Origin of the sequence: Oceanobacillus oncorhynchi, from assembly GCF_000821065.1 — a bacterium.
Taxonomy (GTDB): Bacteria; Bacillota; Bacilli; order Bacillales; family Amphibacillaceae; genus Oceanobacillus; species Oceanobacillus oncorhynchi.
In genome coordinates this window covers 3041547-3056957 of record NZ_CDGG01000001.1, presented here as the reverse complement: position 1 = coordinate 3056957, position 15411 = coordinate 3041547, and the positions used below count along the sequence as shown (strand labels likewise).

The following is a 15411-nucleotide window of genomic DNA, read 5'->3' as shown; positions in this document are numbered from 1 at the left end:
AGGATTTTATATATGTTTTCAAGTGCTGAAATTGGTATTGATTTAGGAACTGCAAATATTCTGGTGTATTCAAAATCAAAGGGAGTTGTTTTAAACGAACCTTGTGTAGTAGCAATTGACGTGAATACAAAGCAAGTAATGGCTGTCGGAACAGAAGCAAAGGAAATGGTCGGTAAGACGCCGAAGAATATCATCCCGATCCGCCCTTTAAAGGATGGGGTAATTGCAGATTATGACGTTACTGCTCAATTACTGAAGGAATTACTTAAAAAGGTAAGCAAAACATTAGGGATGTCTATGCGTAAACCGAATGTCATTGTATGTACCCCATCAGGCAGCACAAGCGTAGAAAGAAGAGCGATTCATAATGCGGTATCAAGCTATGGCGCAAAACAAGTTCATTTAATTGAAGAGCCTGTTGCTGCAGCAATCGGTGCGGATTTACCGGTGGATGAGCCTTATGCAAATGTGATCGTGGATATTGGAGGCGGTACTTCAGAGGTTGGTATTATTTCCTTTGGAGGTATTGTATCCTGTAACTCTGTACGTACTGCAGGAGATAAAATGGATGAAGAAATTATTCAGCATATCCGGAAGCAATATAATATTTTAATCGGAGAGCGCACTGCCGAAAATATCAAAATGGAAATTGGGTATGCACATCCAAATCATAAAGAAGAAACAATGGAAATCCGCGGCCGTGATATGGTTACTGGACTTCCAAAAACAATCGAAGTTACTTCTACCGAAATTTATGCGTCCTTAAAAGAATCTTTAGAACAAATTTTAGAAACGATTCGTTCAACATTAGAAGAATGCCCGCCAGAATTGAGTGGTGACATCGTTGATAACGGGATTGTTCTTACAGGCGGCGGTTCTCAACTAAATGGAATGCAGGAGTGGCTTGCAGAAGAGCTTAGCGTTCCTGTTCATATTGCTCCAAATCCGTTAGAATCTGTTGCTATTGGAACTGGACGGGCGTTGAAAATGATTCATAAATTACAAAAAGCAGCAAAATAGAATTTATTTTTCTCTGAGGTGCACCCAGAAATAGAATAAATTGCGATATTTAATTCATTTTTGCTCTATCATAATCATATACGGGGACTTATAACCCCTGTATATGATTAAAATAGCTTTTCCTTTTAAAAATTAGAGTTTTAAAGGGCTTTTTAAAGCTGTCTAAAAGAATGTTAGAAAGAAACGAAGCAACGAGCTCACTTAGTTTCTCTCTCCATCTTTTATATTTAAAGTACAATCGTCTCTTTTGAGTAAAATCAACCAAAGGTTCTTCCTTTTTTTAAAATACCAATAGGGGAGTTCTTTTTCTCGTGCTCTTTAATGAAATCGTTTTCTGTATTAGTTTATCTTTGTCAAGAAACTGTGGAGTGTGTTTCCATCGATATTTTTTCTTTTATTATTACTCCCCTTTTCGCCATTTCGTTAATATAAGCTTTTCCCGGGATGATTTTTTCAGGCGGATACACTCCTTTTTTGGTGACAACCCCTCCTGCAATCATCTGTGCAGCAATAGATATGGTGTTTGCTGTCGCCCGTGCCATCGCCGTCACGCCTGTCTCCTGATCTTTATACGTTACCATTTCATAGGTGAATATTGTTTCTACACGCTTATTATAGCCTGTAATCACAGCACGTAATAAAACAGCATCCTCTTTATCCTTTAAATCAACAATGGGGTCAAGCACCTTCAGCAAAACCTTGCGGGGGCTGACTTTTACGCCATCGATAACCACCTCATAATTGTTTCTGGTTAAATTCAAATCGACCAGTAGCTTGAATTTTTCTGCATGCCCGGGATAACGTATTGTTTTATATTCTAATGTCTCTAAATAAGGAAAAGACTTTGTCAGTGTTGACGTTCCGCCTGAGGTGTGAAATGCCTCCAACTCTCCAAAATCAGCAAATTCTATCGGCTCTATTTCAGATAAGGATGGCACGGTGATTAATTTATGATTCCGGATAATCTCTGATGGATCGGTATAATGATCTAATACACCTTCCATAGAAAATACATGATTATATTTTAAAGGAGCTTCCGGCTGGACAGGAATCCCGCCTACAAATAATTGAATGGAAGCTGCTTTTTCTAATTTGCTGGCACCATAACCGGATAATATATTGATCATACCGGGGGCTACACCTAAATCAGGGATAATCGTTACACCGGCAGCCCTCGCCTCTCCTTCCAGCTCCAGCACTTTATCCGTAATATGGTCAATATGACCTCCCAGATCTACGACCGAGGTGCCCACTTTGATGCCTGTTTTCGCAACCGTCTCATTAAAGGTATAAAATAAAGCATTCACTACTACATCAAAACGGCTCATAAAATCAGCGAGCTCCGCTTCATTTTTTGCATTTACCTGATAGGCCGTCATCAGAGGCGATTGAAGCTGATAACAAATATCCTGAGCCCGCCCTAAATCGATATCTGCAAGACCAATTTCTTTGATGCCCTCACTATTTGCCAAATCTCTTGCAACTTCTTTTCCCATGAGGCCGGTTCCTAACACTCCTATTTTCATGCTAATTCCTCCTTTTCGCTTCCTGCTTTTCAAGGCAACCTATCATGATAGTCTATGCATCTGTATCAATTTGGGCACGCTGCAGCTTCCCGCTATAATCGACATAGACTGCCTTCCATTCTGTAAAAACATCAAGCGCCTGCACACCGGAATCACGATGACCATTCCCCGTGCCCTTTGTTCCTCCAAAAGGTAAATGGATTTCCGCTCCTGTTGTTCCGGCATTGACGTAAACAATCCCCGTATCTAAATCACGCTGCGCTTGAAAAACTCGATTGACATCCTTGGTGAATATAGAACTGGATAAGCCATACTTCACCTTATTATTTGCAGCAATGGCTTCTTCAAAATTATTTACTTCAATGAGTGAAACAACCGGCCCAAAAATTTCTTCCTGTGCAATTCGCATATCTATCGAAACGTCAGTAAATAGCGTCGGTTCAAAGTAAAAGCCTTTCTCATAATTTTCTACAGTAAGCTGTTTGCCGCCAGCAGCTAATTTTGCTCCTTCTTCTTTCCCAATTTCTATATATTTTAAGATTTTATCTAAGCCGGTCTGATTAATGATTGGACCAATCTTATTATTGGAATCAAGTCCATCTCCTATCGTCAGGTTTTTCATCGCTTTTAATAAACGTTCTTCCAGTGTTTTTCGAACAGCCTTATGGACAATAACGCGGCTGCAGGCGGTACAGCGCTGGCCGCTTGTTCCAAAGGCGCTCCAGAGAATCCCTTCTACGGCTAAATCAATATCTGCATCTTCCATTACAATCACAGCATTCTTCCCGCCCATTTCAAGGGAAACCTTTTTCAATTGTTTCCCGCATTCCGTTGCTACCTTTCTGCCTGTTTCATTGGAGCCGGTGAATGAAATAACACGGATTGCATCATGCTCAATCATTGCCTGCCCGACGATAGCACCAGAACCATAGACAACTTGAAGAATTCCTTTTGGCAGTCCTGCTTCCTCAAAAATCCTTGCTAATTCATTTGCCATAAGCGGGGTTTCCGAGGAAGGCTTCCAGATAACTGCATTCCCGGAAACAATTGCTGGAAACGATTTCCATGTCGCAATTGCAATCGGGAAATTCCATGGCGTGATAATCCCGACCACCCCGACTGGGCATCTCTCGCTCATCGCAAATTTATCCTTTAATTCAGAAGGGGTAGTCTGCCCAAATAAACGCCTTCCCTCTCCTGCCATATAAAAAGCCATATCGATTCCTTCTTGAACCTCTCCCCGTGCTTCTTCAATGACTTTCCCGTTTTCCAATGTTAATAGCTGAGATAACCTTTCCTTCCGTTCCTTCATCATTGTTCCTGCTTTATACAATAGTTCTGCACGCTGCGGCGCAGGTACCAGTGCCCACTCCCTTTGTGCAATACGTGCTGATTCTGCTGCCTGTGTAATTGCTTCTGCACCGGAATTAGGAACTTCTGCAATTACTTCTCCATTTGCCGGATTATAGACCTTTTCCTTATTTGTTACCTCTGTCCATTCACCGTTAATAAAGTTTTTTAAATTTCTCTCTTCTTTTGTAAGCGTTATCATTTTGATTTCCTCCCTTTTAAAAAATGATTCAATCACATTTCTCAGGTAAGTTCATTCATCAAATTGATTTGAGATGATTATAAAATTCATATAGCTTGAAATACGCTGACCGTTTCCCGGACTCTTTGAAAGATTCAAAAAGATTAATTTGGTCTTGCGTTCTTCTTTCTCACAAAATAATTTACTCTTTCTAATTTTAGTATAATGGAACTGCCAATATGTTTACAACTAATTTCAAATAATTTTCAGAAATTGACATATATACTTACATTGACTTATGTTTGACGGATAATAGACAATCTTCATCTTCATCGTTAAAAAAATTAGCTGGATAAAGTCCGGTTAAAACCAAACTGCATCCAGCCAATCAAACGCTTTTTTAGGTTGCTTCAATTAAAACATGATTTTTTTTATTTTTTCACGAGGCATTTCCTCACCAGTGAATTTTTCGAATGCAAGCGCCCCCTGCCAAAGCATCATGCCAAGGCCATTAATCGCTGTACTGCCACCTTCTGCTGCTTGCTGGAGCAGCTTTGAGCGCTGCGGGTTGTACACTACATCGGTAACAACAAGATCATCACGAAGCACGTCTAACGTATCGTCGATAATGCTCAGATCATCAAGCGGCTTCATACCAAGGCTTGTAGCATTAGCAAGAACGAGGCTTTCAGCAACTTCGCGGCGAAATGCTTCTTTATCCTCAAGCGGTAAAATATTTGCTTTTACTTGGTATTCTTGCATTTCTTCATTGATGTATTTCACGTTTTTTTCTGCATTGCTGAAAAATTTATCATCACGGGCGAAAACACTAATTTCCCGGATACCTGATTGAACAAGCTGCGTGGCAATTGGTGTAGCAACCCCGCCAGAACCAACTAATGTGACTTTTTGTCCTTTAAGTTCGACGCCGTGTTCAAGCAAATTAGACACATAACCAAGCCCGTCTGTGTTATATCCTTTTAGCTTGCCGTTTTCGTTCACAACAGTATTGACAGCACCAGCATGCTTCGCACCTTCATCAAGCTCGTCCAAGTATTGAATCACTTCCATTTTGTTTGGCATCGATATGTTAAACCCAATAGCTCCTATAGCTTTCATACCTTCTACAGCCTTCTCTAATTCATCGTTGCCTACTTCAAATGCAAGGTATGCATAATTTAAATCTTTCAGCGTATAGCCTAAGTTGTGCATACGCGGAGATAAGCTGTGCCCAATCGGTGTAGCGAGAAGCCCAACCAATTTCGTGTAACCATCTATTTTTTCTAAGTTTTTTTCAAAATCTGCTGCCATCCTATCCATCTCCTCTATTTTATTCTTACCCTTAAGAAAAAATCTTTTTTCTTCGGGAAGCGATATAAAGTGCTAACAGAATACCCAGTACTGCAATCACCATATCAAACACAAGGGTCATGCTGATTCCAATATAACCAACAAGTGACCCGGTAATGATTGGAACCAAAATAAAAGCGGCACTTGATGCAATATTTACATAAGCTGTTGTTGTTCCTTTGTTTTTCCGGAAAAAATCAGTCATGATACTTAACGCCAGCTGGAAAAGTCCTGAGGTAAATAATCCTAATAAGAAGGTGCTGACCAGAACAACCGGGTAGGACTCAACAAAGAACAGTAAAAGCATTGCAATAAAAGCTATAATTGGATAAACGATTAAAACAGTAATCGGCTTAATAAATCGATCCAGAACTACAGCAAGCAATATTACTGAAACCAGAGCACCAACGCTGAAATAGCTGAGCAGCTGAACAGAATCATGTTCACTTAAGCCGATAAACTGTTCGCCAAGTTCAGGTAACCATGTTTGCCAAACAACAAATAATGCCGTTGAAGTAAAACCAATTAAGATAATAGCAAGGCCTTCTCGCATCATGGATGGCTTGGCTTTTAATACTTTCTTATCCTGTTCTTTATCTGATTCCTCATCTTCTGAAGCATCGCCATTTTCTACGTCTGGGAAAGGCATAAAGAACAAGTAAACGCCGCTAATGACATAAAGAATACCGAGGATAAAGAATGACCATCCCCAAAATATGCCATTTGCTGCTAAAAAGGAAATCAAGAATGGTAAAACGGTTGCTCCAATAGAGACAAAAGCTTTAACTAAAACAGTTGCTGTGCTCGATTTTTTCGGAAATGATTCAATCAGCGCCGGGTATGTCCCTGAATCCAATAACGAGTTAGCAATCCCAGCAGTAATCGCGAATGCAAATGCTAAATAATAGCTTGATGTCAGCGGCATACCGAGCAAAAACAGTAAATACAAAAAACTCGCCGCAATAATAATTGGCTTACGGCCGATTTTGTCAGAAAGCCTGCCCACAAAAAATAAAGCCGCTAATTTCCCAATACCGATAGCTGAAACGAGAAAACTGACCTGAGAGGGAGTCACATCATACAGTCGAGATAAATTACCCATATTAGAAGCAATAATAATATTGATCATGCCGAGCATGAAAAAGTTTAAATAGAGGCCAATTGAGGTCTTTATATAAGGATTGTTCAACTTCTGTCCTCTCCTTTTGTTGTTACTAATTGATATACTTAGAATTAGTATTAGTATGAGCGGCTTAGAAAAATCTATTCTCCTTCATTAATGGGCTTTTCTTGCTTTATATTGGAAAGACTAAGAAAACCAAAAATATCACTTAGTTTTTTAAACATCCGTATTCTTGCTAAGAAGATGTCCACTGCGGGAAGCGAAGTGTATTTCCGCGACCTAAGATTACTCACTCCAAAAAACCTGTTGGAGCGGTTATATCCAGCTATTTCTATAACCATTCTTATTCTTTAGGAAAGATTGTCCTTTATTAAAAGGCTCTAAAGGGTATCCCAGTACTCAAAGGAATCGATAAAGTTATGTTTATGCCAGAATAAAACTCCCCGCTGAAGGAAGCTCCGTTTTATGATATACTGGACATTGATTTTATAGAGGAAGGATTTTACGAATATGGAAAAACAGACAGAACAATGGTCAACAAGACTTGGATTTATTTTATCCTCTGCCGGTGCCGCAGTCGGTTTGGGTGCTATCTGGAAATTCCCTTACATGACCGGGATGAACGGTGGGGGAGCATTTTTCTTTATATTTATATTATTTACTGTTCTGATTGGCCTTCCGCTGCTTATTGCCGAATTTGTTATTGGCCGCGGCGCCCAGAAGGAAGCTGTCAGCGCTTATCAAAAACTAACCCTCAAACGGAGTATCTTTTCATTTATTGGGCATTGGGGCGTTGCCGGGGCTTTTATTTTAATGTCCTTTTACAGTGTTGTCGGGGGCTGGGTACTGATTTACAGTCTGATGTCTATCCCAGGTATGGTTATCTCAGATAACGGTGATTATGCTGCTTTATTTGATACTATTACCGGAAACCCGCTGCTTACGATTGCAGGACTTGCATTCTTCGTATTTTTAAATTCCTTTGTTATCTCTAATGGGATTCAGAATGGTATTGAAAAATATAGTAAAATACTGATGCCTTTATTATTTCTTTTTTTCATTATTATCGTGATTCGTGCATTAACCTTTGAAGGTGCCATGGAAGGCGTACGTTTCTTCCTGCAGCCTGATTTTTCCCAGTTAAATGGTGAAAATATTTTATATGCATTGGGACAGGCCTTCTTTTCACTGGCAATCGGAATCTCTGTAATGGTAACCTACAGCTCGTATCTGGCTAAAAATGTCAGCTTAACAAAATCAGCAGCTTCTGTTTCTGTTATGAACATTCTGGTATCCTTACTTGCCGGATTAGCGATCTTTCCAATTGTATTCTCATTTGGTCTTGAACCGACGGAAGGACCTGGATTATTATTTATCGTTCTTCCGGAAGCATTCTCGCAAATGCCTTTTGGTGAATTATTCTTGAGCTTGTTCTTGTTCTTATTCTTATTTGCGATTTTAACTTCTTCGTTTAGTATGCTGGAGATTATTACCTCTTCAGTGAATGAAAGAGTAAAAGCTTCCCGGAAACAAATTGCCTGGGTTGCCGGAGTGGCCGTATTTATCTTTGGGATACCAGCCGCTTTATCATCCAATGCCCTTGCTGATTTTCACATTTTCGGAAAAACAGCATTCGACGCAAGTGATTTCTTAGTCAGCAACATTATGCTTCCTGTCGGCTGTTTATTTATCGCCTTATTTGTAGGATTTAAAATGAATCGTGCATTAGTCGAGCAAGAATTTCATGCAGGAAATCCTTTTGGCAACGGAATGTTCCAAGTATGGTACCAGATATTACGTTGGGTTGCCCCAATTACAATCGTGATTGTTTTCCTTTATTCACTTGGAATATTCGAGCTGTTTTAATAAAGCGAATAAAATCTCTCTGCTTTTGCAGGGAGATTTTTTTAAAGAATAAGAAAGCATATAAAAAAATGCTGAATACAGCCGCTCCAGAATTTGTGTTATTTCTTTATAAAAAAGTAAATAAAACATAGTTATTCTTAGATGAGAGCGGATGTTGTCGACTCCTGCGGGAAAAGCAACAGGTGAAGACCCCGCAAAAAAAAGTGAACTTCTTTTTTTCTACCCGCGGGGCATAAGTGCGACTTTGCTTCTGTAAAGGAGATGAGCTCGGGGCCCATGGAATGCGTAGTGTCTTTCTGGGGTTGCGATTACTCACCCAACCATAACCCGTCGCAGCGGTCGCATTAACCTGACAACATTGAAGATTACTCGCCCCATCGAAAACTGTCGGAGCGGACATCTCCTTGGCAAGAACACCGATGTTTTAAGTGGTGTTCTTGTTTTTTTATTGCATAAACACTTTTTAAATCGGACAATAACGGGAACTATATAGTAATGAACTAATACTATGCTATTTTAAGAAGCCATTTGGAAAGGAGCCATTTGAGTATGGTAAATAAAATTGTTATTGTCGGCGGTGTCGGCGGCGGTGCTACGGTCGCAGCACAAATACGGAGAAACGACCCCAATTCTGAAATTCATATTCTTGAACGATCTGGTTATGTATCCTTTGCTAACTGCGGAATGCCCTATTTTATTGGAGGAGAAATTACGGACCGGGATCGGGTGATTTATTCTGAAAATGATTTTGCAGAGAAATATCAGCTTTCTATTGAAACCTATGCAGAGGTTACACATATTGAAAGAGAAAAGAAAACCATTTTCTTTGAAAAAAATAATAAACCCTATGAGATGGACTATGATACATTGATTCTTTCTCCCGGAGCACGGGCTGTTATTCCGGATTTAGATGGTATGGAATCCAATACGTTCACATTGCGGATCATCGAGGATATGGACCGGATAGAAGCATTTATTTCAGATAAAAAACCAAAAACAGCAGCCATTATCGGCGGCGGATTTGTCGGCTTGGAAATGCTTGAGAATCTGCATAGAAGAGGACTCCAATGCTCGCTTGTCGACCATTCCGAGCATGTCATGTCAAGGTTAGATGCTGATATGGCAAGCCATGTCGATGAACATATAACAGAGAACGGGGTAGATCTTTATCTGAATGATAAATTGGAAAGTTACTCCAATCACGGCACTACCCTGCATCTTCAAAGCGGAAAAAGCCTTCAGGCAGATATGACATTAATGGCTGTCGGTATTACACCAAATATTGAGCTGGCAAAAGATGCTGGCTTGGAATTAGGAGAAACCGGGGCAATTAAAGTGAATGATGTCATGCAGACCAGCGACCCTGCTATTTATGCGCTGGGAGATGCTGTCGAGGAAGTTGATTTTATTACAAAAAAGCCAGCACATGTAGCATTGGCATGGCCGGCGCATCGTCAGGCTTTTGTTATTGCATCCCATTTAAACGGCGAAAAGATTCAGCGTGACGGGATTTTAGGTTCATCTATTTTCCGTGTTTTTGATTTAACGGTTGCTATCACCGGGCAAAATGAAGATGCGTTGGATAAATTAGATATCCCTTTTGAAGCAGTTCTGTCCAAAGGTTATTCTCATGCCGGCTACTATCCCGGTTCGGAAAAGCTCTGGATGAAGATTGTATTTGACCCGAAATCCGGACAATTATTAGGAGGCAGTGTTATCGGGCCAAAGGGAGCGGATAAGCGCATGGCCGTATTAGCCACAGCAATTAAAGGAAAACTCACTGTAGATGATTTAACTGACCTGGAGCTTGGCTACAACCCGATTTATTCAGGCTCTAAGGATGCTATTAATATTTTAGGATATAAAGCAAGGGAACAATGGAAAAAAGCAAATAAATGACACAAGCCGGCTGATAACATCCAGCCGGCTTGTTTTTAATGATCTTCAAATTGATAAACTAATTCATATCTTGTTTCATCTAATAATTCTGCAACATGCACACGGACGCCGTGACCAAATACAATCTCATCATCCGTCATCGCTACAATCATCGCCCGGGTATTATTATGGATATCCAAATAAATATCCCCGACAGCAGGCTGTAATGCATCATCATTCTCTGCTAAATAAGAAATCGATTCATCCTGCAGCTGTTTTTCTTCCGGAACAAGGGATTTATCGAAATAAGCAATTTCTTGGCTTGCCTCGGCTTTCCCTGGAACCATCACAACATATTCACTATGTTTAACACCATTATCGCGTGTTGTAATTACATTTCCGTCTTCTACCCGCTCTACCTTCTCGATTTCATTTAATGAATAATGATCTAAAAAGTCCGGAGTAGGCTTCACAATCAAAATATAATCACCAGCTTTTGGTTTTGCATATTGATCAATCGTATATCTTTTACCATAAAAAATAAATGTATCATTATGTTTAGGACGGTAAAAATTAATATCTTTTGCGGTTGTTAATACTTGTTTCATATCCTTTAACCGATACATGTGAACAGATTTTTTGAACATTGGTTTGACAGAATATACCTTATGCAATTCATTTTCATAAAATACAAACTGACCTTTTCTTACTTGAAAAAGCTTCATTTAATGACCTCCTTGATTAATCAATTCCAAAATAAGGTACGCTCTTCTTCTCTATATTCCCTTATACTCGTAAAAATGAAACATGTAAAAACTTTTCTTTTCAATTTGAGAAGTGATAGATTGTTTTAATTGAGGATCAGGGACTAATATTGCTATGCGCAATAAAAGAAGCTTTAGCTAGTTACAGGTGCGTTCAGCGCCTTCACACTAGACTTTTTTAACCTATCTGGTGATTTTCCAACGTAAGTATAACACGCGAAACAACCGAATGCTACCCAGTTTTTGTATAACTTCAAAATTAATTTCACCAAATCATTTTCCTGATTCAAAGCTTTCTTTCAATAATGATAATTCTTCCCAGCGTTGCATCTTTTCTTCTAATTTATCTTCTACCTCTTGCTGTTCTGTAAATAAAGGCTGTACCTTGCCAATATCACTTCCAGCTTCCGCAATTTCCTGTTCAATTTCTGTCAATCGTGATTCGAGCTGAGTAATTTCATCCTCTATTGTTTCCCACTCACGCTGTTCCATGTAAGATAATTTCTTTTTCGTTTTTACAGATACAGCCGCTTTTGATTCTTTCGGAACTGAAGCCTTTGTCTGCTTTGGAATCGCGTTGGTTTCCAGGAATTCGCTGTAGTTTCCATAATAAACAGAAACCTCCCCTTCCCCTTTGAATACAAAAAGCTTGTCTACAATACGGTCCAGGAAATAACGATCATGCGAAACGGTAACTACGACTCCTGGAAACGACTCCAGATATTCTTCTAAAACAGCCAGCGTTTGCGTATCTAGATCATTTGTCGGTTCATCTAAAAACAAAACATTTGGTTCATGCATCAATACTTTGAGTAAATAAAGGCGCCGTTTCTCACCGCCTGATAACGTGCGTATATAAGACCATTGCTGTGCTCTTGGAAATAGAAATTGCTCCAGCAGCTGCTCTGCGGTAATTACCTGACCATCTGCAGTATGCATGACTTCGGCTACTTCTTTAATATACTCGATAATACGCAAATCTCCATCCAAATCTTCGTCATCCTGGGTATAATAACCGATTCGCACTGTCTCGCCGATCTTTACCTCTCCCTTATCAGGCGAAATACGCTCTGCCATCATATTGAGCAAGGTTGTTTTACCTGTACCATTAGGACCTATAATACCAATTCTGTCCCCAGGAATAATCTGATAGGAGAAATCATGAATCAGTGTCTGCCGGCCAAAATCCTTTGAGATTTCCGTCAGGTCAATAACGTCATTTCCAAGCCGCTTCGAGCCCGCTTGAATAGCAAGATTTTCTTTTTTCGTATCAAATTTCTTTTCCTTCATTTCCTCTGCCCGTTCGACCCGGGCACGCTGCTTCGTCGACCTCGCCTTAGCCCCTCGTTTCAGCCAGGCAAGTTCTCGCTTTAATGTATTGCGATGCTTTTGCTCATCACTTATTTCCTGCGCTTCTCGTTCTGCTTTTTTCTCTAAAAACAGTTCATAATTCCCTTCATAAACATAGAGATTTCCTTTATCCAGTTCAAAAATACGATTAGTTACCCGGTTCAGAAAGTAACGGTCATGCGTCACTAATAAAATCGAGCCGCGATAGCTCTGTAAATATTTCTCCAGCCATTCGACCGTTTCGTGATCAAGATGGTTGGTAGGCTCATCTAAAATAAGCAGATCAGCAGGCTGAATCAGCGCTTTAGCAATAGCAACCCTTTTCCGTTGTCCGCCAGATAACTCATGAACCTTCTTGTCAAAAGCTGTAATCCCAAGCTTCGTTAAAATTGTTTTTGCATTAGCATTAGCCTCCCATGCCTCTGCCTGATCCATTTTTTGCTGCAGCTGTAACAGCTTCCCCTGAAACGACTCGTTCTCCGGTTCCTTCTCCAAATTTAACAGGGCTTGTTCATAAGCACGCATCAGTCTCATTTGCTCTGATTCTCCATAGTAAATCTGCTCAATCACCGTTAATTCCTCATAAAGATCCATTTCCTGTGCAATATATTCAATCTGATAATCCTTTGCGTGTTTTATTTCACCTTGATCCGAATCATCTATTCCTGCAATGACTTTTAAAAAGCTTGACTTCCCTGTTCCATTCACGCCAATCAAACCGATTCGCTCCAATTCACCGATGGCCGCATGGATATTTGTAAACAGATTTTTATCTCCATAAGACTTGCTGATATTTTCAATACGTAACATCACGCATCACTTCCTTCATAAAAATATGATTATGATTTATCAGACTCTTTCTTTTCCTTAATCCACGTCTTAATCATTAGAACGATAAGTAATAATAACCATGAAGTAACCAAGTAGAAAATAAGCTGACTGGCTTGACTCATCTCTTGAAAAAATGTAAGCAGGCCAACCCACACAATGAGAATAATCACAAATTGTCCAAGCAGTAATTTCATTTCTAACGCCTCCTTAAAGTTTAGGTTATCTATGTATTCTTGATTTTACTATCTATAAAAAAAACGCCTAACGTATATTTTATCGCATACGCAGGCATTTTTCTATCTATATTCATTATCTTTTCGTAAAGGAGACGTTCATTTATTCATGTTTAATTAAAAATCCTGTTCCTTATCGATGTTCAAACGCAGCCTCTATTATACGAAACTTCACTCCGTGGGAGTTTTACGGACAGTCCTCCGTGATAAAACAAGTATTTCCGCTTATAGATAAAGATTTCATGCTTGTTTTTAAATCTTTACGAATTATTCTTTCTTCATCTGCTCAAACTGCTTCATCATCTGCTCATAACTTAAAGCGCCAATCGATTTAAATTGAATGATTCCTTCTGCATCAACCATATACGTCACGGGAATCGGCTGAATTCGATACAAATTACTGACTTCGCCTTCTTTATCTAATAAAACAGGAAAGGTCAGCTCAAGTTCTTGGATAAATTGCCCCACTTGCTCCGTGCTCATTTCTTCATCCGTTAAGTTTACAGAAAGAATGACTGGATCATGCTCCTGATAAAACCGCTCCATATCCGGCATTTCCTGCTTGCAAGGTGGACACCAGGTTGCCCAGAAATTAATCATGACCCGCTTACCTTTAAAATCAGACAATTGCAGTGTTTCTCCGTCAAGTGTTTCCAGCGTGAAATCCCGAGCCTTATCCCCAATCTCTGCTCCCTCCTGCACTCCCTCTGCATATGCAGGATGTATTGTTAGTAAAAAAAGAAGCAAACTAATCATTAACATGTTAATTTTTTTATTTCTCCTCATATAATCACCTCTGTCTTAATTTCTCCGATACTGTCTACGCCATACAAACGTTATCCCGTTTGTTATAATTTACTTAAAAATGAAAGGTTTTGAAGTGTATGACATTACCAAAAGGAACAAAAAACTGTATTACAGATGTCCCGGATGTGCAAGTAGGTCACGTGACGCTGTATGAGCACCTGAATGAAACAGATACGATTTGCACGGGAGTTACAGCTATATTGCCTCATTCCGGAAATATATTCAGAAAAAAAGTCGTCGCTGGAAATGCTGTTATTAATGGCTTTGGGAAAACGACAGGGTTAATGCAGATAGACGAGCTTGGTGTTTTAGAAGCTCCTATTATGCTGACAAATACCCTAAGTGTCGGAGCAGTGATGCAGGGAACCTTAGCTTATATGCTGGAGGAGACAGAAGAAATCGGTGATACAGCAGGCACAATCAATTTAGTTGTCGGGGAATGCAATGACGGGTACTTGAACAGCATCCGCTTACAAGCTGTCAAACCGGAGCATGCTGGAAATGCTATTCAAAACGCAACATCCGAAAGCAGTCTGGAAGGAGCAGTGGGTGTCGGAACCGGCATGCAGTGTTTAGGATATAAAGGAGGCATTGGCACTTCTTCCAGAATCATCTCTGCTGAAAACAAAAAATATACGCTTGGCACACTAGTTGTAAGTAATTTTGGCAGACGTGAACAGGCTTTATTTCCTGTGAATTCTACAGAAAATCCGGATACACCTGACGGATCGATTATGATGATTCTTGCTACAGACGCTCCATTTTCCGACCGCCAGCTTAAACGGCTTGCCAAGCGTTGTGCAGTTGGGCTGGGGAGAACAGGGAGCACGATAGATAATGGAAGCGGAGATATCGCTATCGCCTTTTCCACAGCCGCAAAAATTGAGCATCATGCCAATCAGATAATTGAGCCTATGACAATGATTCGAGACGATCATCCAATCATGAACCAATTTTTCCAGGGTGTTGCAGAAGTGATTGAAGAAGCCATTTACCGTTCCTTACAGCAGGCAGAAACAACTGTGGGACGCGGAGGGAGAACATTGGAAAGGGCACCGATTTAAGAATTCTTTTTATTGGGCTGTATTTCTTCTTCCTATATGAAAAAAAGCCATTATCCATGCACAATTGG

12 protein-coding genes are annotated in these 15411 nt (G+C 39.9%); 4 read left to right on the top strand and 8 right to left on the bottom strand.

Annotated elements, in window-relative coordinates:
* Window positions 1-12 precede the first annotated feature (12 nt).
* A complete protein-coding gene (gene mreBH, locus BN997_RS14615) occupies window positions 13-1020 on the top strand; it encodes a rod-share determining protein MreBH (RefSeq protein ID WP_042533393.1) in 1008 nt (335 codons plus the stop codon).
* Between the two features lie 353 nt (window positions 1021-1373).
* Here mreBH and BN997_RS14610 read toward each other — a convergent pair whose 3' ends face one another.
* The 4 genes from BN997_RS14610 to BN997_RS14595 all read right to left on the bottom strand — a co-directional run bounded on the left by BN997_RS14610 (window position 1374) and on the right by BN997_RS14595 (window position 6616).
* Window positions 1374-2546, bottom strand: coding sequence for a saccharopine dehydrogenase family protein (locus tag BN997_RS14610; RefSeq protein WP_042533391.1), 1173 nt, complete (start codon window positions 2544-2546; stop codon window positions 1374-1376).
* 52 nt (window positions 2547-2598) lie between these two features.
* On the bottom strand, window positions 2599-4098 hold the full coding sequence (locus BN997_RS14605) for an aldehyde dehydrogenase family protein (protein ID WP_042533389.1): 1500 nt from the start codon (window positions 4096-4098) through the stop codon (window positions 2599-2601).
* 393 nt (window positions 4099-4491) lie between these two features.
* Window positions 4492-5388 (bottom strand): shikimate dehydrogenase, encoded by an 897-nt coding sequence (locus BN997_RS14600; protein WP_042533387.1) that lies wholly within the window; start codon window positions 5386-5388, stop codon window positions 4492-4494.
* A 31-nt stretch (window positions 5389-5419) separates the two neighbouring features.
* Window positions 5420-6616: an MFS transporter gene (locus BN997_RS14595; protein WP_042533385.1), complete on the bottom strand. Its 1197-nt coding sequence runs from the start codon at window positions 6614-6616 to the stop codon at window positions 5420-5422.
* Window positions 6617-7060: 444 nt separating this feature from the next.
* Between BN997_RS14595 and BN997_RS14590 the strand changes: the two genes are divergently transcribed.
* Both BN997_RS14590 and BN997_RS14585 read left to right on the top strand, forming a co-directional pair.
* Window positions 7061-8416 (top strand): sodium-dependent transporter, encoded by a 1356-nt coding sequence (locus BN997_RS14590; protein ID WP_042533383.1) that lies wholly within the window; start codon window positions 7061-7063, stop codon window positions 8414-8416.
* Between the two features lie 549 nt (window positions 8417-8965).
* Window positions 8966-10315 carry a CoA-disulfide reductase gene (locus BN997_RS14585; protein ID WP_042533381.1) on the top strand — a complete coding sequence of 450 codons (1350 nt, stop codon included), beginning with the start codon at window positions 8966-8968 and terminating at the stop codon, window positions 10313-10315.
* A 35-nt stretch (window positions 10316-10350) separates the two neighbouring features.
* Here BN997_RS14585 and BN997_RS14580 read toward each other — a convergent pair whose 3' ends face one another.
* The 4 genes from BN997_RS14580 to BN997_RS14565 form a co-directional block, all read right to left on the bottom strand.
* Window positions 10351-11019: a hypothetical protein gene (locus tag BN997_RS14580; RefSeq protein WP_042533379.1), complete on the bottom strand. Its 669-nt coding sequence runs from the start codon at window positions 11017-11019 to the stop codon at window positions 10351-10353.
* A gap of 312 nt (window positions 11020-11331) precedes the next feature.
* A complete protein-coding gene (locus tag BN997_RS14575) occupies window positions 11332-13218 on the bottom strand; it encodes an ABC-F family ATP-binding cassette domain-containing protein (RefSeq protein ID WP_042533377.1) in 1887 nt (628 codons plus the stop codon).
* A 29-nt stretch (window positions 13219-13247) separates the two neighbouring features.
* Window positions 13248-13433, bottom strand: coding sequence for a hypothetical protein (locus BN997_RS14570; RefSeq protein ID WP_042533375.1), 186 nt, complete (start codon window positions 13431-13433; stop codon window positions 13248-13250).
* 306 nt (window positions 13434-13739) lie between these two features.
* Window positions 13740-14258 carry a TlpA disulfide reductase family protein gene (locus BN997_RS14565; protein WP_042533373.1) on the bottom strand — a complete coding sequence of 173 codons (519 nt, stop codon included), beginning with the start codon at window positions 14256-14258 and terminating at the stop codon, window positions 13740-13742.
* 98 nt (window positions 14259-14356) lie between these two features.
* Between BN997_RS14565 and BN997_RS14560 the strand changes: the two genes are divergently transcribed.
* Window positions 14357-15343, top strand: coding sequence for a P1 family peptidase (locus tag BN997_RS14560; RefSeq protein ID WP_042533371.1), 987 nt, complete (start codon window positions 14357-14359; stop codon window positions 15341-15343).
* The last annotated feature ends 68 nt before the right edge of the window (window positions 15344-15411 follow it).